This window comes from Anaeromassilibacillus senegalensis (assembly GCF_001261775.1).
In the GTDB taxonomy this organism is placed as follows: domain Bacteria; phylum Bacillota; class Clostridia; order Oscillospirales; family Acutalibacteraceae; genus Anaeromassilibacillus; species Anaeromassilibacillus senegalensis.
Map to the genome: position 1 here is coordinate 1,087,677 of NZ_LN868538.1, position 16,496 is coordinate 1,104,172.

The following is a 16,496-nucleotide window of genomic DNA, read 5'->3' on the forward strand; positions in this document are numbered from 1 at the left end:
TGCGCCCGGGCCGCCCCTCCCATCCTGGATAGACGAGAGGGGACGCCGGACCTTGTCCTGTCGCAATTTCAGACCTCCGGTCAGGACGCGGACGTGTAACGTCCTTCGCACTTGCGGTGTCTTTCAGTGGCAGCAATCAGCCAATTTTTACCGTACAATGCTTGGCTGGCTTCTGCCCGTTCAGCGTGGTGTAAACGCCCGTGCTCTCGCCCGCCTTGCCGGTCGCCCAGACTCTGTAGTAATAATCGTTGCCGATCTTTGCCACAAACTGGGTCTTCAGTACACTGCCGTTGCCGACCGTGAAGTTCGGGGCGAGGTTGTCGCCGTTCACAACGGTCATCTTGAAGCAGTACGCACTGCCTCTTCTCAGGGTGAAGTCAACCGTCGTATCGGAACGGACAGAGGCATTCTGCACAACGCCCTGCGCCGCGTTGACAACCGGGCTGGTGGTTGCGGACGCCGTGCCGGCGCTGCCATATGCATTGGAGGAACCGGAGCCGGAAGAGCTGCCGGAACCCTTATTGCTATTGTTCGTCTTGGTCTTGAGGCCCTTGTCCGCCTCGTTGACCAGATCCATAACCTGCGCAATCTTTTCGCCGGAGGCATTCGGATCGTCCAGCACGCCCTTCGCCAGGTTCATCGCCGCCTTGAGAGCCGCAACGCTGGAATCGGTGTACTTGCTGAGGTCCTTATTGGCGAGTGCGTCAAGCAGGTCTTCCAGCGCCTTCTTGTCCGGCGTCCTGCGCAGGCCCGCGATGGCCGACGCCAGAGCCTCGGCCGCCTTGTCGACAACCTTCTGGCTCGCATCATCCGCCACGTTCTTCGCCGCCTCAAACGCCTTGTTGAAGGCGTCCTTGCCATCCTCGAGGTACTCGGTCAGGTCGATCTGTTCGGCTTCTGCAATCAGCATGTCGAGCGTGGTGCGGTCCACTGTGTATTCGAGCGCCATCATGGCCTTGTACAGGTCCTCACACGCCTTGTCGATGTCGTTCTTCAGCGCTTCATCGTCCGCTTCCACCGCCTTGGCCGCTTCCAGCGCCTCGGTCATCGCGCTCCAGCTTGCCGCTGTGTAGTTCTCTTCCAAGAGTGTTTCCGCGGTTGCGATCTTCGCGCACAGGTCGGTCTTGTCGCCCGGCTTGAACTCGAGATAATGAAGCATCTTCATCAGGTCTTTCCAGGCCGTGTCAATCTGCTCCTGCGTCGCCGTCGGGTCTTCCTGTACGTCCGTCGCCGCGTCGAATGCCTTCATGAACTTCGTCTGGACCGTTTCAATCAGCTCGTCCACGTCGCCCGCGTCGATGCGCTCCTGCGCATAGGCGATCACGGTGTCGAGCGTATTCCGGCTGACCAGCTCAAAGGCAAAGCGGAGGTTCGGGTTCAGGGTATCCATGTTAAAGGTATAGTCATACTGCGTACCGCTGATCATCTGCGGTTCGCTGCCGTTGATCGTGACGGAACGGAAGGTCTTGCCCGCCACTCTCGGAGCAAAGGCAAAGGTGAACGGCGTGCCGTTCGCCACACCGGCCTCCTTGTACTGGCCGATCAGGTCCGCGAGCCGCTGCGGTTCGCCGTTGACGGTCAGTTCCACGTTCTTGCTGTAGGTCGCGGTCAGGTCGGCGGTCTCCGGTGCGATCTGGCCCGCCACATGGACGACGCCATCCTTCAGGTCCGCGCCGATCTCGTCGCCGCTGACCGGCAGAACGATTACATCGCTGAGTGCAATGGTGTAGTCGCCCTCTTCCAGTCCTTCCGCCGCGGTGAAGTTCGCGGTGAACAGGCTGTCCACATCCGCCGGCAGGCCGTCCAGCGTATCGGCGTCATAGACGACGGTCGCGCTGCGGGTCTCCGGATGGACGCCGTAGGTGAGAGTACCGTTCAGGCCTTCCGCCGGAACAAGTCCGGTGCAGTTGAGGCCCTCCGGCCAGGTAAAGGTCATCTGCATGACATAGATGGATTCGCTAAGCTGTGCCAGGCCGCCCATGGTCTGCTGCACAGTAAAGCTGCTGCCGGGCGCAACGGTCTCCGGCGCCTTCATGCCGATGGCGACCGTTTCCTTCGGCTTCTCTGTCACATTGACGACAACGGAAGCCTTCTGATTCTCCGGGTTCTTGACGCCCGGCATCATATTCAGTGTGCCGCTGAGCGTATAGGAACCGATTTCCGGCTTGTAGCCGGTGCTGTCCCAGGTAACGGACAGTGTCGTTTTGGTTTCATCCTCCAGGGTAATTGCCGCTTCCTTCGGCAGCTTCAGGTCCGCGAACGCGGTGCCCGCCGGTGCGCTGACCGCCTCGATTGCCGCCACGGTCGCAACCGCCTGCGCGGTGTTTTCGCGGGCGGTGGAGTTGATCCAGAAGCCCTCGGTGCTGCCGGCCGGCAGGGTAATGCGCACATAGCGCGCCACGCCCGCAACCGTATCATTGGTCACCGTGCCGGCCTCGCTGCCGCTGAGCTTGTCGACCGCCGTGGTCCAATTCTCTCCGTCGGTGGAAAGATCAATCGTATATTTGTGGAAACCTTCGTTGTTCCAGGAAAGCTGTACGTTGCTCATATTGTACAGGCCGCCCGCGTCGAAGAACCACCACGGGGAAGCGTCGTCCGCCGCCGGGCTCCAGTACTTCGCCGGGTCGCCGTCGTTGCCGTAGGACGGATCGCTGCCCTCCGCGGAGGAGCTTGCATAGGCGGGCACGCCGTAGTCAATGCGCTCGTCGTCCGCCGCCGGGGTGCCGTACGCGGAGAACTCAGCGATTTCCACCCAGTCCTTGCCGGTGGTGCCAGCAGTCAGGTTGTAAACACGGAGATAACGGGCAACCGCATCCACATCAAGGGCTGCAATGGCATCCGTACCGCTGTATTCGGTAATATCCTTCCAGTTCTGTCCATCCATGGAACCCTGGAGGGTAAAGGCATGCAGCAGATTATCGTGCCACAGGAATTCCACATCCACCTTGTCGATCTGGTAGGTTCCATCCAGATCAACCTGCCAGGAAGCGGATTCCGTCGCGCCGTTTGTCCAATGGGTGGTCGAATCGCCGTCCACCGCGAGAGACGCCGGACAGTCCGCCTTCGCTTTGGTCGCCGTCGCGGTCTTGCCCAACGCCACGTTGGTGGTGCCGCCAAAGCCCCGTACTTCCAGCAGGCACGGCCAGATGTTGGAGGCCGGGCAGTTGACATAGACGCGGACATAGCGGCAGTTCGCCTGAATGTCCTCCGTCACGTCATGTACGCTCTCATTGTTGGTGCTGCGGTCCACGACCACGTCCGCCTGCGTCATATCCGGGCTGTCGGAAATCGCGATCTGGTATTTATAGTTGGTGTCCATCTCGAACAGGATCTGTACCTGATCCAGATAGGTGCTCTCGCCCATGTCGACCTGCCACCAGTGCGGGCCAACGGAAGAATCACCGCTGTTGGTCACTTTTGCACACCACTTGGTAGCTTCGTCGCCGTCGTTTGCACGGGACGCCGCTTCCACACCCAGCGCGCTGCTGGTATTTTCGCTGCTGGCCGTGACGGCCTTTTTCAGGAACAGGTTTTCCTTGACCGGGCCGATCGGCTGCTCATATTCGCTCTCATCCGCGTCGCCGCCTTCCGGAACAGCCGGCAGGCCCTCCACGGTCTCGGTCGGGATGGTGATGGCCGCGCTCTCCAGGCCGTCCGCCGTCGCGGTCAGGGTGATGTCGCCCACGCCGCGCTTGCTTCTGACCCAGACGCCCATCTGGCCGCCCAGGACGGAAGTTTCCTTGCCACCGATAACCAGGCCGGGGCCGTCAATGCTGAAGGTGATGTCGTTGTTCGCCGTGTTGACCACGGTGCCGTTCGCATCCTCTACATTGATCCATACCAGCTTGGCCGTGCTGCCGTCAAGTTTCAGGGCAGCGTCGTTTTCCGCTTGCAGGGTGATCTTTGTGGCTGTGCCCGGCGCCTTGCGGACATATTCCGCCGCTTCTTCGCCGTTGATATATCCAACCGCCGTCAGGGTGCCCTGTCCCGGCGTATACGCGCTCAGGTCAAAGGTAAACGGCGGGTGTTTGAGGTTTTCGGTGCTGATGTATTTTCCGTTGCTCGGATAGCCGACATGGCTGCCGTCCCCGTGCGGGCCCCACATCTGGGTATCCGGGGTCTGTTTGCCAACGGACACGCCGTCCACAAACAGCTCCACTTCGTCGCAGTTGCTGAACACGCGAACCTTGTTGGGGGAATCAGACGCCCAGGTGTTGGCCACAAAGGCCATTGGGCCGCTTTCAATCCCGTATTCGCGCAGGTCGACGTCTGCGTCGCGCTGGCTCTGGAAGAAATACGCGCTGAACTTCGGAATGCGGTAGATATCCACCACGCCGCAGTAGGTGAGGTCCGTGGTGTCAAAGCCCGCGTAGTCGGCGTACTGCCAATAGGCATACGCGCCGCCCCACTCAAAGCTGCGGTTGAATGCCACGGCTTCCTGCGCGTTATCGCACTGGATCAGCATACCCTCGTCGCCGCCCTTGAACTTGGTGTGCGCCGGCTCACGGGTCACACGGGTGGAGGAGGTGTAGCCGCCGTAGTTCCAGTCGCCGTATTCGCTGACAATGGCCGGCATGGTCGGATTTTTGGCAGCGTCGTTCATCACATTTGCCTGGGGGGTTCCCACGCCCATGTCAAAGGTGGTCCAGAATTTCCAGCCGCTGGTGTAAATACGGGAATCGCCGTCCGCCGGATACTCTTCCTTCGCGATACGGTTGACTTCCGCCGCCCATGCCTGGGTATAGCCGCTCTCATTGAGGCTCGGCTCCCACGCGACAATGGAGCAGTAATTGCGGTTGGCGTGCATCATGTCGCGCAATTCTTGATAGGTGCTATTTTTGAAGCTGTCGGTATTGGCAAAGTTCTGCCAACCGGAGAGGCAGTCGATCACCGCGACGCCGTACTTGTCGCACGCGGCATAGAATGCCGGGGCGTGCGGGTAGTGGGACATGCGGATAAAGTCGAAGCCGTACTCCTTCAGGCGGCGGACCTCCTCAAAGATCGCGTCGTCCGGCTGGGCGTTGCCCAGCATGCCGGTTTCGGAGTGCAGGTTGGTGCCGGAGAGCTCCACGAACTCGTCGTTGATATAGCAGCCCTCGCGCTTCCACTCCACCTTGCGGATGCCGTAGGTGGTTTCCACTGCGTCGCGGACGGTTTCACCCGTCTTGACGGTGGTGCGCACGGTGTACAGCTCCGGTGTGTTGATGGACCAAAGGCGCGGGTTTTCAACGGTCAGTTCCTGCACAAAGGCAAGGCTTTCCCCGGCGGCAACCGCCTGGGTGTCTTCCTTCTGCGCCACGACAGAGCCATCCTCGTCAATGAGCTCGGTCAGCACGGTGGCGGTTTCCTCCGCCGCACCCTCGTTCTTGACGTCGGTCTGCGCCTTGACGGTCGCGCTTTCCTTGGTGACGGACGGCGCGGTCAGGAAGATGCCGCCGCCCGCGGCCTTATTTTCATAGACGGCGTCGCTGATGTGCAGCGTGTCCGTCGCGGTGATGTATACATTGCGATAGAGGCCGCCGAAATACTGGAAGTCCGGGTTGGTTTTGCCCGGCGCGAACGCGGCGTTCGGCCGTGTGTCGATGCGGACCGCAATGACGTTCTCTTCGCCGTAGCGGACCTTGTCGGTGATATCGATCACAAAAGATGTGTAACCGCCCTGATGGGTCTTGACGCTTTCGCCGTTAATCCAGACCTCGGACGCCTGCATCGCTGCTTCAAAGGTCAGCAGGAGCTTTTGGCCCTGCATTTCCTGGGAAACGGTGAAGTGCTTACGGTACCAGTAGACGCCCAGATCCTTCTGGTAATAGTTGTCCGGGGTATAGTGGATGGTGCTGTGCGGCAGGTTGACATACAGCCAGTCTTCATCGCTGAAGTCCTCCGCCTCCGCGCCCTTGACGTCCCCCTTGCGGTACCGCCAGTCGTTGTTAAAGTTGATTTTCTCTCTGCCTGGCTCCGCCTGCGCTTCCAGCAGCTGTACGCCGCTGCCCTCGCTCGCCGCCGACGCCAATACGCCGGGCCCCACTACCAGGGAACCCAGAACCATCATCGCAGCCAGCAAACAGGCTGTCCATTTTTGCCAAATAGATTTCATACTCTTTCTCCTTCCGTTTCGAATCTGCCGATCTTTCCTTCTTTGCTTGAGCGACCTCTTCCCCCTTTCCTTCTAATGCAGCATTGCAGTAAGTAAAACAGACGCTGCGCCCAAGCGGCACGGCGTCTCTCCTCCCACATGTACGCCACCGGCCTCTATCGCGGACGGCGCCGCCTCCTCAAGCGACGCTCGTTGATTCTTTTCTCGCAACTTAGAATCTGTCTAATATTGCTCAAAATCTTTGCACATACGGGTGTATCTATATCTTAAATTTGCACCGTCTGATAATCCATACAAAATTCTTCGATAAACCATGGAATTTTTTTAATGATTGCATTCATGAAACAAATATCCATAATTTTGGGAGGATCATCCATATTTTCATTTTAATTCGTCAAAATCCTCCTTCCGGTGGGGCCCGTATCTCCCACAAAAATCTTAGCCGAGCCTAACAGCAGGCAAACCGCTTGACAAGTCCTCGGCGGCGTGGTAGGATAATGCCACAGTTAGCAACCGCTAATCAAACAGCCGCGCAGCAGATCTGCGCTTTCTTTTCAGGCTTTTGTTAGCTTATGCTAACCAATGGTGGGGAGGAGATTCATATGGCGTGTTCCATCGAGGCGCTTCTGGCGCGCAACTGTGCGCCGGCGCTGGCGGGGATCAAACCGGCAAACCTGTTCGCCTGCCCGCGGCAGGACGTCCGGGCACTGCTCAGCTACCGCCCGCTGCTGGCACAGAAAGACATATCCGTGCGCTGTTTATGCGCATGCAAAAAGCGTTTTTTGTTTTTGGTTTACCGGCCCCGCCTGTTGGAACGCCGCCTGTCCCAAACCGGCGCAAAGAATTGCCTGCGCGCCTTCTCTTATCCGGATCACGCGCCGCTGGACGCCCTGCTGGACTGTCTGGCCCGCCGGGTTCGCACAGAGCCGGATTTCCCCCACGAAATCGGCCTGTTTCTGGGTTATCCGCTGGAGGATGTGACCGGCTTCATCCGGGAAAAGGGCCGCAACTGCAAATACAGCGGCCACTGGAAGGTCTACGGAGACCCGGCCCTGGCAAAGCGCCTGTTCCGGGCGTACGATCGATGCACGCAATGGTTCTGCGGCGCATTGGAACGGGGCGTCCCGTTTCCCCGCCTTTTGCAGGCGGCGCCCGCCGCATAATATTCTTACCTATATAAGGAGGCTTTTCATATGAGCAAAGCAGCAGTCATCTACTGGACCGGCACCGGAAATACCGAAGCGATGGCAAACGCCGTTGTGGAAGGAATGCGCGCCGCAGGCGCAGAGGCCGACATTTTTGAAGTGTCCGACGCACCCGCGCTGGACGCTTACGAGAAGGTGGCCTTCGGCTGTCCCGCCATGGGCGACGAGGTCCTGGAAGAAGCCGAATTTGATCCGTATTTCTCTGCGGAGGAAACGAAGCTCGGCGGCAAAAAGGTCGCCCTGTTCGGCTCCTATGGCTGGGGCGACGGCCAGTGGATGCGCGACTGGCAGGACCGGGTGTCCGGCGGCGGCGCACAGCTCTTTGAAGAGGGCTTGATGGCCAACGGCGCGCCCGACGAGGCGGAATGCGTTTCCTTTGGCGCACGTTTCGCCGCATTTTAACTTACTTACAAGGTACTCCATACAGATATTTTCTTCCTTTAACACAAAAAAGGCGCGCTGCCATGCCACGGCGCGCCTTTTTTGCGTCCGCTTTCAAATTCCGTATGAACATCTCCATAAATTCCAAAATACAATCGTTGTTTTTGGCAATTTATACAAACCTCCCGTCATCCGCGTATTTTTGGAAAATATTGATTGACAAACGCAAGTTAGCAGTTGTAAACTAAATATTGCCAAAGGGGATTAGCAAGCGCTAACCCCTAATACTCAGCCCATAAGTTAGCCAAAGCTAACATTATTTTAAAGGAGGCGTCGATATGAACGCGAAACAAACTGCTGTGCCCTGTCCGATTCCATCCGCGCATGCGCCCACAGGGGCAAGCGTGATGCTGATGCCGCTCGCCATGGCGGAAGCGGGCAAAACCGTCCAGGTAAAAACCATCCGCGGGAAGGACGAGGTCCGCCATTTTCTGAACAATCTCGGCTTTGTGGAAGACGCGGAGGTATCCGTTGTCTCCGAATGGAACGGCAATTTGATCGTTCATATCAAGGGAACGCGCATCGCCATCAGCAAGGCCATGGCCAGCCGGATCTTAACGGCTTAACGTGATCAACAGGAGGGGAATCACTATGAAAACACTGAAAGATATAAAATGCGGACAGACGGTCTCCGTCACCCGGCTCAACGGCGCGGGACCGCTCAAGCGCCGCATCATGGACATGGGGATCACCAAAGGGACTCAGATTCTGGTGCGCAAGGTCGCGCCCTTGGGCGACCCGGTGGAGGTCAATGTGCGCGGATACGAACTTTCTATCCGCAAGAGCGAGGCGGAAAACATCGAAGTTGCCGAATGATTCATCATGGTTTGTTCCCGGGCGGAGCACGCCCAAAGGTTAGCAACAGCTAATACATAGAGTACCGAGGAGGAATACCAATGCGTATGAAAATCGCACTTGCCGGCAACCCGAACTGCGGCAAGACCACCATGTTTAACGACCTGACCGGCAGCAGCCAGTATGTGGGCAACTGGCCGGGCGTCACTGTGGAAAAGAAGGAGGGCAAGCTGCGCGGGCACAAGGACGTCATCATCACCGACCTGCCCGGCGTCTATTCCCTCTCCCCCTACACGCTGGAAGAAGTGGTCACCCGCGACTATCTGATAAAGGAACGGCCGGACGCCGTCATCGACCTGGTGGACGGCACCAACCTGGAGCGCAACCTCTATTTGACCACGCAGCTTCTGGAACTGGGCCTGCCGGTCGTCATGGCGTTGAACATGATTGACCTGGTGCGCAAAAACGGCGACCAGATCGATACGCAGAAACTCGGCGCGGCGCTGGGCTGCGAAATCGTCGAAACAAGCGCCTTGAAGGGAACCGGTTCCATGGAAGCCGCCCAGAAGGCGATTGCGCTGGCGAACAAAAAGCAGGCGGCCAAGCCGAAGCACCAGTTTTCCCAGCCGGTGGAAGAGGCGCTCTCCCACATCGCCTCGCTGATCGATGGTTGCGTTCCGCCGGAACAGGCCCGTTGGTTTGCCGTCAAGCTCTTTGAGCGCGACGAAAAGGTACAGGCCGCCTGTTCGTTCAGCGCGGACATCATGGAAAAAATCGAAGCCGCTGTTTCCGCCGTAGAGAAGGAGCTGGATGACGACGGCGAGAGCATCATTACCAACGAACGCTATACATACATTGCACAGCTCATGAAAAACTGCGTCCATAAGAAGACCAAAGGTCTGACCACCAGCGATCAGATCGACCGCATTGTCACAAACCGCTGGCTGGCGCTCCCGATTTTCGCCGTCATCATGTTCCTGGTTTACTATGTCTCCGTCACCACCGTGGGCACCATCGTGACCGACTTCACCAACGACACGCTCTTCGGCGAATGGATCCAGCCCGCCGTGGGCGGCTGGATGGAAACCGTCGACGCGGCGGACTGGCTGACCGGCCTTGTGGTGGACGGACTGATCGGCGGCGTGGGCGCGGTGCTCGGCTTTGTGCCGCAGATGTTCATTCTGTTTTTCTTCCTCTCCATTCTGGAGGACTGCGGCTATATGGCGCGCGTCGCGTTCATCATGGACCGCATCTTCCGCAAGTTCGGCCTTTCCGGCAAGAGCTTCATCCCCATGCTGATTTCCTCCGGCTGCGGCGTGCCGGGGATCATGGCCACCAAGACCATTGAAAACGAAAAAGACCGCCGTATGACCATCATGACCACCACCTTCATTCCCTGCGGCGCCAAGCTGCCCATCATCGCCCTGATTTTCGGCGCGATGTTTGGCACGGAGCAGGGCGGCTGGGTTGCCCCGCTGTTCTACTTCCTCGGCATTGCCGCCGTGATCCTCTCCGGCATCATGCTGAAGAAAACCCGGATGTTTGCGGGCGATCCCGCGCCGTTCGTGATGGAGCTGCCGCAATACCATCTGCCCGCGGCAAAAAGCGTATTGATCCACATGTGGGAACGCTGCCGGGCCTTCATCATCAAGGCCGGTACCGTGATCTTTGTCGCCTGCGGCGTGATCTGGTTCCTGAGCAACTTCGGGTGGGCCGACGGCGGCGCGTCCTTCGGCCTGCTGGACATGGAGGACCCGCTGGTCAACCAGATGGACTTCAGCATCCTCGCGTATATCGGCAACGCGGTTGCCTGGATCTTTGCGCCGCTCGGCTTCGGCACGTGGCAGGCGACAGTCGCCACCGTTTCCGGCCTGGTCGCAAAGGAAAACGTGGTCGGCACCTTCGGCGTGCTCTTTGGCCTCGCGGATGCGGGCGAAACAGACCCGGGCCTGTGGACGGCTGTTTCCGGTATGCTGCCGCTGCTGTGCACCAAGCTGTCTTTCCTCGCCTTCAACCTGCTGTGCGCTCCGTGCTTCGCGGCAATCGGCGCAATCAAACGCGAGATGGCCAGCGCCAAATGGACGGCCTTTGCCATCGGCTACCAGTGCGTCTTCGCATATGCGGTCGCGTTGATGATCCAGCAGTTCGGCCTGTTACTCGCCGGCGCGGGCTTTACCATCGGCAGCGCCGCGGCTGTTATCGTGCTTCTATTGATGCTGTACTTCCTGTTCCGCCCGGCTCCGGACCGCAAGACGGCCCTGCGCCGTGCGGCGGCGCAGGCTTAAAAAGGAGGACGTTATGCTTGCAACCATTCTGATCAGTCTGATCTTAATCGCCCTGTTCGTTCTGGCAATCCGCTATGTGATGAAAAAGGGCACCTGCGGCTGCGACCATGAAAAATCCGGCGGGTGCGGCGGCAGCTGCGCGCACTGTTCCCACTGCGCACCCACGGCAAAGCCCAAAAGCCCAACCGACGCCTTCTGGGCGGAAAAAGATTTTAAATAATCCCGTTCGTTTGAACTTGAGAAAGGGGCCGCTCATGCTCTCATCCGGAAAAAAGCGGTATCTGTTCGCCATCTATGAACTCGGGCAGGAGGGCGTGGCGGTCCGTTCCAAGGATATCGCCGCCTCCCTCTCCGTCAAACGCCCCAGTGTTTCCAAGATGTTGGGAAACCTGGCGGAGGACGGTTTCATCGATAAAGAATACTATGGAACCGTCACCTTTACCGCCGAGGGCGCACGCCTTTCCAACCGGCTTTACACCAGTTACCTGCTCCTGTACCGCTTCTTCCACGAGCGGCTGGGCTTGCCGGAACCGGACGCCCGGCATGACGCGATCGTCTGCCTGTGCAATCTGTCCGACGGCGGCGTCGACCGCCTTTCCAGCCGGATGCTGGAACCCACTTAAAACCATCCACCTCTATCTTTTTTACAACACAGCTTTTTTAAGCAGGCAGGGCCTGTATCATCGTGCGCGTTTGCGTAAACTTTGGCAGAAAAAGTGATCCCACCTCGTTTGGTAGTGAGATTGTTCCATTCCGCCGGACTTTACGCATTCTGCAACCTTGATACAGGCCCTGTTTGTACTTTTCCGCAATACCGGTTCTCCCTGTGTGAAAAATCGACATTTTCATTGCCTGTCCGTTCCGATTATGCTACTATGTTAAAAAGGGAGGCGATCAAATGGGTGAATTGTCAAAACTGCCGAACATCGGCAAAACCATGGAGGCGCAGCTGCTGCAAGCGGGAATTCCCACCCCCGCCGCGTTACAGGAAACTGGCAGCCGCGAAGCCTGGCTGCGCATCCAATCCTTCGACCCGTCCGCCTGCTATAACCGGCTGTGCGGATTGGAAGGGGCCATCCGGGGCATCCGCTGGCACGACCTGGACGCGGAAACCAAAGCGGACCTGAAAACCTTTTACCAGGCGCACAAGCTGCCATAAACAGGAGGCGTTTATGAACTTCAGCAATAAAACCTGTGTGATCACCGGCGGGGCCAACGGCATCGGTCGGTGTATCACGGAACGCTTTTTAGAAGCCGGCGCGCATGTCGCGGTGGTCGACCTCGACGCGTCCGCCGGGAACCGCCTTGCCGCCCGGTTTTCCCCGGACCAATTCTTTTATTTCCCGGGCGATATTGCGGAACAGGCCGTTTTGGAGCGGTTCTCCGCCGCGGTGCTGGAACGGTTCCGGCGGGTGGACTGCCTGATTCACAACGCCTGCCTCAGCCGCCGCGGGCTCCTGTCCGGCTGTTCGTACGCAGATTTCGCGTATGTCCAGCGGGTGGGCGTACTCGCTCCGTACTATCTGACCAGCCTGTTCCGGGAACATTTTGCCCCGGGCGCGTCGGTCGTCAACATTGCCTCCACGCGCGCGGTGATGTCGCAGGCCGACACGGAGAGCTATACCGCCGCAAAAGGCGGCATCCGCGCGCTGACGCACGCACTCAGCGCCAGCCTGTCCGGAACGGCGCGCGTCAACTCCGTCAGCCCCGGCTGGATTGAGACGGCAGCGTATCACACGGGAGAACCCGCCGCGGATCACTCCCGGGCGGACCGCCTGCAGCATCCCGTTGGCCGGGTGGGCAGCCCGGACGACATCGCGGACGCGGTGCTGTTTCTTTGCAGCGACCGCGCGTCGTTTATCACCGGGCAGGACCTTACGGTCGACGGCGGCATGACCACACAGATGATCTATCACGCGGACTGCGGCTGGACCTACGATCCGGAGGAACGCACATGACGCGGCGGGAGTGGGTCGGCTTCTGCCTGACCATTCCGGACGCCTACGAGGACTACCCGTTTGACGACGACAATTGGACGGTCCTGCGCCACCGGTCCAACCGAAAAATCTTTGCCATGCTCTACGAGCGCGGCGGGCAACTCTTCCTGAATGTAAAATGCGAGCCGATGCGCGCGGAGCTGCTGCGGGGCGCTTACCGGGACGTGACGCCCGGTTACCACATGAACAAGGAACATTGGAACACGGTGCTGCTGGGCGGAGACGTGCCGCACGATGAAATCTGCGACATGGTCGCGCACAGCTACGAGATCACACGGCCCAAACAGCGAAAAAAGAGAGGGGACGCGCAATGACGGAACTGGAGAAAATGGAACGCGCTAAAATGTACATCAACAAGCTGGCAAACGGCATCGACCCGATCTCCGACGAGGAAATGCCGGAGGACGCCGTGCTGAACCAGGTGCGCCTTTCGCGGTGTTTCTTCTATGTGGAGACGCTGCTGGACGGCGTGATCGCGCGGGAACGCCGGGCGATGGAGCCCAAAAAACCGCGCAGAAAAGACCTGCCGCTGTTCTCGCTGACGCCGGAACAAAAGCAGCAGGTCGCTCTGTCGCAGGAGCCGCTCTCCATCAGCCGGTTCGCGGCGGCGGTCAACGCCGTGGCGGACCTGGAAACCATGCAGAAGCTCAAGGCCACGGATCTGACCGCGTGGCTGGTCCGCAAAGGACTGTTACAGGAGAGTATTCGGAACGATAAGCGCTATAAGGACCCCAGCCCCGCCGGCAAGGCGATGGGCATCACCTCTGAGTGGAAGGACAGTTTCAGCGGCGGCCACTACCTGCACATCCTTTACAGCCGCGAGGTGCAGGATTTCCTGCTGGACAACCTGGAGACCATTGTGACGGAAATGCAGGGGGAAGACGCTCAGGACTCTTCCAGCGCGGACTGATACGCGGCATAGGTGCGGTCATCAAAGCAGACCATCTGCACCGCTTCAATCGCGGTGGGATTTTCGCCCCACTGCCGAATGGTGCGCACGGCGATCCGCGCCGCGCGGTCCAGCGGGAAGCGGTATACGCCCGTACTAATGGAAGGGAACGCCACGGTTTTACAGCCCGCCTGTTCCGCCAGCTCCAGGCAGGAGCGGTAACAGCTTTCCAGCAGGGCGTCCTCCCCCTCCTGTCCGCCGCGCCAGATGGGTCCGGGCGTGTGGATCACACAGCGCGCGGGCAGGTTGTAGCCCCTCGTAATCTTTGCCGATCCGGTTTTACAGCCGTTCAGCAGGCGGCATTCCGCCAGCAGCTCCGGGCCCGCCGCGCGGTGGATCGCACCGTCCACGCCTCCGCCGCCCAGCAGGGAGGTATTTGCCGCATTGACAATGGCGTCCACATCGCAGGTGGTGATGTCTCCGCGCACAATTTCCAGTTTCATTCTAAATCGCCCTTTCTGAAACGGCCCGAGGGCCGTTTTTTCTTTTATCATACCGATTTTAACAAAAAATTGCAATTGCAGTCCGTTTCATTCGGGTATTGAAAACCTTTTTTATTCGCGTTATCATAATAGTGCAGAATCCACTCTAAAAAACGGGAGGAAACGACATGCCCCCAAAAATCATACTCAGCGCGGACAGCACCTGCGATTTGAGCCCGGAACTGAAGGAGCGCTATCAGGTGCACTACTTCCCATATCACATTGTTTTGGACGGCAAAGCCTATACGGACGGCGTGGACATCACGCCAGACGACCTGTACCGGGCTTATTGGGATAAAAAGCTGCTGCCAAAGACGGCGGCAATCAGCACGGGAGAATTCTACGAATATTTTAAAAAATGGGTCGACGACGGCTGCGAGGTCGTCCACATCAACCTAGGTTCGGCGCTCTCCGCCGCGCATCAGAATGCGCGCATCGCCGCAAGGGACCTGGGGCATGTGCACGTAATTGACTCCTGCAATCTCTCCACCGGTATGGGATTGCTGGTGATTGAGGCGGGCGAACGCATCCGGCAGGGGATGCCCGCGGAACAGATCCAACAGGAGATTTCCGCGCTGGCGGCGCATTCCCACGCCAGCTTTATCCTGGACACGCTGCAATTTATGCACGCGGGCGGGCGGTGCTCTGCCGTGACGGCGCTGGGCGCAAACCTGCTGCACCTCAAGCCCTGCATCGAGGTGGACAACCGCGGCGGCGGCGCGATGGGCGTGGGCAAAAAGTACCGCGGCAGCCTGGAGAAGGTGCTGCCGCAGTATACGCGGGACAAACTGGCCCACCGGGACGACCTCCGCCTGGAACGCCTGTTCATCACGCATTCCGGCATTTCGCAGGAGCTGATTGAGCTGGTTCGCCGCACGGTGCAGGAAATTGCGCCGTTCCGGGAAATCCACGTGACCCGCGCCAGCTGTACCATCTCCTGCCATTGCGGGCCAAACACCCTCGGCGTGCTCTTCCTGACAAACGGCGACGGCTGTACCGGTGGACGCTGATGCAAACAAAACGCCACAGGCTGCCAAAGATGAAAGAACCCGCTTTCCTGCCCACAGCCAATCCATCTCCCACATCCCAGGAGGAAGAAAGCGCCGCGCATCCGGGTCCCGAACCCGCCCCATGTGCCCAGCCAAGCGGCGACCCAGCGGAAAACGGGAAGGAACCGGCGCACATCCCGCCCAAATATCCCTGTCCATGCTGCGGCTGCCGCACCCTGCCCGTCCCAGCGGCAGATGCCATTGCGTACATCTGCCCGGTGTGCTTCTGGGAAAATGACGTCTTCCTCTCCCGGGAAGACGAGCCGAGCGACGAGAACCACGGCATGACGCTTCGGGAAGCGCGCGACAATTTTAAGCAATACCATGCCTGCGACCCCCGCTTCCTGCAATTTGTCCGTGCCCCTTTCAAAGAAGAACAGAACGGATAAGACCTGCTCGGCCGCGGGCGGAGGAAGGCATTTCATCGGATCATTTTTAATTAAAACGGCGGAACACTTAAAAGTAAACCGCGCCCCTGTTGTTATTCGGTACATCATACTGTCTAACTTTTGGGACGCGGTTTCAAAGCGTCCGCCGTTTCTTTTTTACAAATTGGAACGTCCCTGATACTCGCTGCGAATGATCTCATCCATTTCTTCCGGCGTTTCCTTGCAGCCGTTCATCAGCCACATTTTCACAATCGCGTTGAACCCGCTTCTGAAAAACTCGATATGGTATGCAATATGCCGGTTTGAAAAATACTGCTCTGCCTGGTGAACGTCGTACAGCTTTATCTGGTATTGATGGTCATAGCCAAGTTTAAAATAGGTACGGTAGAATAACGGATTCTCCTTTATGTGTTGAAGTAATTTTAAATAGTCGTTGCTGTTAAATCCCTGTGTGGTTTCCGTCTCATAAAGATGGCTTACCTCTTCTTCCAGACGTTCTCTGACTTTGTCTGCCAGATCGTAAAGATCGACAAAATTCGCATAAAAGGTGCTCCGGTTTAATCCGCTTGCCTTGCAGATGTCCGACACCGTTATTTCATGCAGCTCCTTTGTTTGCAAAAACCCGATAAAGACTTTTTCGATGCGCTCCACGGATTCGCGCCGCCGCCGGTTGTTTTTTATATTCACGTCCTTCCCCCTTTTTCATTATTCCAACACATGTATGAAAACTGGTGATTGTTTTCCTTTTCAACGAACAGTATACTACCATTAGATTCAACCAACAACTGTCGACTGCATAACAAGGAGGCG

The 16,496-nt window shown here is 58.3% G+C and carries 16 protein-coding genes; 13 read left to right on the forward strand and 3 right to left on the reverse strand.

The features are described 5' to 3' along the window. Positions 1 to 136 precede the first annotated feature (136 nt). Positions 137 to 6,094 (reverse strand): discoidin domain-containing protein, encoded by a 5,958-nt coding sequence (locus BN2106_RS14765; protein ID WP_050699315.1) that lies wholly within the window; start codon positions 6,092 to 6,094, stop codon positions 137 to 139. A 602-nt stretch (positions 6,095 to 6,696) separates the two neighbouring features. Here BN2106_RS14765 and BN2106_RS14770 point away from each other — a divergent pair. From BN2106_RS14770 to BN2106_RS14820, 11 genes are all read left to right on the forward strand, one after another. Then, positions 6,697 to 7,257, forward strand: a complete 561-nt coding sequence (locus BN2106_RS14770) for a DUF3793 family protein (RefSeq protein ID WP_050699316.1) — start codon at positions 6,697 to 6,699, stop codon at positions 7,255 to 7,257. A gap of 30 nt (positions 7,258 to 7,287) precedes the next feature. Next, positions 7,288 to 7,701, forward strand: a complete 414-nt coding sequence (locus BN2106_RS14775) for a flavodoxin (RefSeq protein WP_050699317.1) — start codon at positions 7,288 to 7,290, stop codon at positions 7,699 to 7,701. Positions 7,702 to 8,018: 317 nt separating this feature from the next. Beyond that, positions 8,019 to 8,306 carry a FeoA family protein gene (locus BN2106_RS14780; protein ID WP_074017532.1) on the forward strand — a complete coding sequence of 96 codons (288 nt, stop codon included), beginning with the start codon at positions 8,019 to 8,021 and terminating at the stop codon, positions 8,304 to 8,306. Positions 8,307 to 8,331: 25 nt separating this feature from the next. Further along, complete coding sequence (locus BN2106_RS14785) at positions 8,332 to 8,556, forward strand: FeoA family protein (protein ID WP_050699318.1); 225 nt, start codon at positions 8,332 to 8,334, stop codon at positions 8,554 to 8,556. 80 nt (positions 8,557 to 8,636) lie between these two features. After that, positions 8,637 to 10,820 (forward strand): ferrous iron transport protein B, encoded by a 2,184-nt coding sequence (gene feoB, locus BN2106_RS14790; RefSeq protein WP_050699319.1) that lies wholly within the window; start codon positions 8,637 to 8,639, stop codon positions 10,818 to 10,820. 13 nt (positions 10,821 to 10,833) lie between these two features. Continuing rightward, entirely contained in the window at positions 10,834 to 11,040 is a 207-nt protein-coding gene (locus BN2106_RS14795; RefSeq protein WP_050699320.1) for a hypothetical protein, read from the forward strand. Between the two features lie 34 nt (positions 11,041 to 11,074). Next, positions 11,075 to 11,443: a metal-dependent transcriptional regulator gene (locus tag BN2106_RS14800; RefSeq protein ID WP_050699321.1), complete on the forward strand. Its 369-nt coding sequence runs from the start codon at positions 11,075 to 11,077 to the stop codon at positions 11,441 to 11,443. A gap of 275 nt (positions 11,444 to 11,718) precedes the next feature. Beyond that, a complete protein-coding gene (locus BN2106_RS14805) occupies positions 11,719 to 11,979 on the forward strand; it encodes a TfoX/Sxy family protein (RefSeq protein ID WP_050699322.1) in 261 nt (86 codons plus the stop codon). A 13-nt stretch (positions 11,980 to 11,992) separates the two neighbouring features. Continuing rightward, entirely contained in the window at positions 11,993 to 12,778 is a 786-nt protein-coding gene (locus tag BN2106_RS14810; protein WP_050699323.1) for an SDR family oxidoreductase, read from the forward strand. Then, positions 12,775 to 13,131, forward strand: a complete 357-nt coding sequence (locus BN2106_RS14815; protein WP_050699324.1) for an MmcQ/YjbR family DNA-binding protein — start codon at positions 12,775 to 12,777, stop codon at positions 13,129 to 13,131. Before BN2106_RS14810 ends, BN2106_RS14815 begins: the two co-directional genes overlap by 4 nt. Continuing rightward, positions 13,128 to 13,727, forward strand: coding sequence for a hypothetical protein (locus BN2106_RS14820; protein ID WP_050699325.1), 600 nt, complete (start codon positions 13,128 to 13,130; stop codon positions 13,725 to 13,727). The genes BN2106_RS14815 and BN2106_RS14820 overlap by 4 nt, the downstream gene beginning before the upstream one ends. Here the strand turns inward: BN2106_RS14820 and BN2106_RS14825 are convergent. Continuing rightward, a complete protein-coding gene (locus BN2106_RS14825; RefSeq protein ID WP_050699326.1) occupies positions 13,703 to 14,209 on the reverse strand; it encodes an O-acetyl-ADP-ribose deacetylase in 507 nt (168 codons plus the stop codon). The two genes, BN2106_RS14820 and BN2106_RS14825, sit on opposite strands and share 25 nt — an antisense overlap. A 167-nt stretch (positions 14,210 to 14,376) precedes the next feature. Between BN2106_RS14825 and BN2106_RS14830 the strand changes: the two genes are divergently transcribed. Beyond that, positions 14,377 to 15,258, forward strand: a complete 882-nt coding sequence (locus BN2106_RS14830; RefSeq protein ID WP_050699327.1) for a DegV family protein — start codon at positions 14,377 to 14,379, stop codon at positions 15,256 to 15,258. Positions 15,259 to 15,287: 29 nt separating this feature from the next. Beyond that, complete coding sequence (locus BN2106_RS15860) at positions 15,288 to 15,686, forward strand: CPCC family cysteine-rich protein (protein ID WP_082236560.1); 399 nt, start codon at positions 15,288 to 15,290, stop codon at positions 15,684 to 15,686. Between the two features lie 156 nt (positions 15,687 to 15,842). Here the strand turns inward: BN2106_RS15860 and BN2106_RS14840 are convergent, their stop codons facing one another. Next, entirely contained in the window at positions 15,843 to 16,373 is a 531-nt protein-coding gene (locus BN2106_RS14840) for a TetR/AcrR family transcriptional regulator (RefSeq protein ID WP_050699328.1), read from the reverse strand. Between the last annotated feature and the right edge of the window lie 123 nt (positions 16,374 to 16,496).

What these genes read in the sequence shown, in the direction of transcription:
- BN2106_RS14765 (WP_050699315.1), bottom strand. Translation starts at nt 6,094, where the DNA reads ATGAAATCTATTTGGCAAAAATGGACAGCCTGTTTGCTGGCTGCGATG.
- BN2106_RS14770 (WP_050699316.1), top strand. Translation starts at nt 6,697, where the DNA reads ATGGCGTGTTCCATCGAGGCGCTTCTGGCGCGCAACTGTGCGCCGGCG.
- BN2106_RS14775 (WP_050699317.1), top strand. Translation starts at nt 7,288, where the DNA reads ATGAGCAAAGCAGCAGTCATCTACTGGACCGGCACCGGAAATACCGAA.
- BN2106_RS14780 (WP_074017532.1), top strand. Translation starts at nt 8,019, where the DNA reads ATGAACGCGAAACAAACTGCTGTGCCCTGTCCGATTCCATCCGCGCAT.
- BN2106_RS14785 (WP_050699318.1), top strand. Translation starts at nt 8,332, where the DNA reads ATGAAAACACTGAAAGATATAAAATGCGGACAGACGGTCTCCGTCACC.
- feoB (WP_050699319.1), top strand. Translation starts at nt 8,637, where the DNA reads ATGCGTATGAAAATCGCACTTGCCGGCAACCCGAACTGCGGCAAGACC.
- BN2106_RS14795 (WP_050699320.1), top strand. Translation starts at nt 10,834, where the DNA reads ATGCTTGCAACCATTCTGATCAGTCTGATCTTAATCGCCCTGTTCGTT.
- BN2106_RS14800 (WP_050699321.1), top strand. Translation starts at nt 11,075, where the DNA reads ATGCTCTCATCCGGAAAAAAGCGGTATCTGTTCGCCATCTATGAACTC.
- BN2106_RS14805 (WP_050699322.1), top strand. Translation starts at nt 11,719, where the DNA reads ATGGGTGAATTGTCAAAACTGCCGAACATCGGCAAAACCATGGAGGCG.
- BN2106_RS14810 (WP_050699323.1), top strand. Translation starts at nt 11,993, where the DNA reads ATGAACTTCAGCAATAAAACCTGTGTGATCACCGGCGGGGCCAACGGC.
- BN2106_RS14815 (WP_050699324.1), top strand. Translation starts at nt 12,775, where the DNA reads ATGACGCGGCGGGAGTGGGTCGGCTTCTGCCTGACCATTCCGGACGCC.
- BN2106_RS14820 (WP_050699325.1), top strand. Translation starts at nt 13,128, where the DNA reads ATGACGGAACTGGAGAAAATGGAACGCGCTAAAATGTACATCAACAAG.
- BN2106_RS14825 (WP_050699326.1), bottom strand. Translation starts at nt 14,209, where the DNA reads ATGAAACTGGAAATTGTGCGCGGAGACATCACCACCTGCGATGTGGAC.
- BN2106_RS14830 (WP_050699327.1), top strand. Translation starts at nt 14,377, where the DNA reads ATGCCCCCAAAAATCATACTCAGCGCGGACAGCACCTGCGATTTGAGC.
- BN2106_RS15860 (WP_082236560.1), top strand. Translation starts at nt 15,288, where the DNA reads ATGAAAGAACCCGCTTTCCTGCCCACAGCCAATCCATCTCCCACATCC.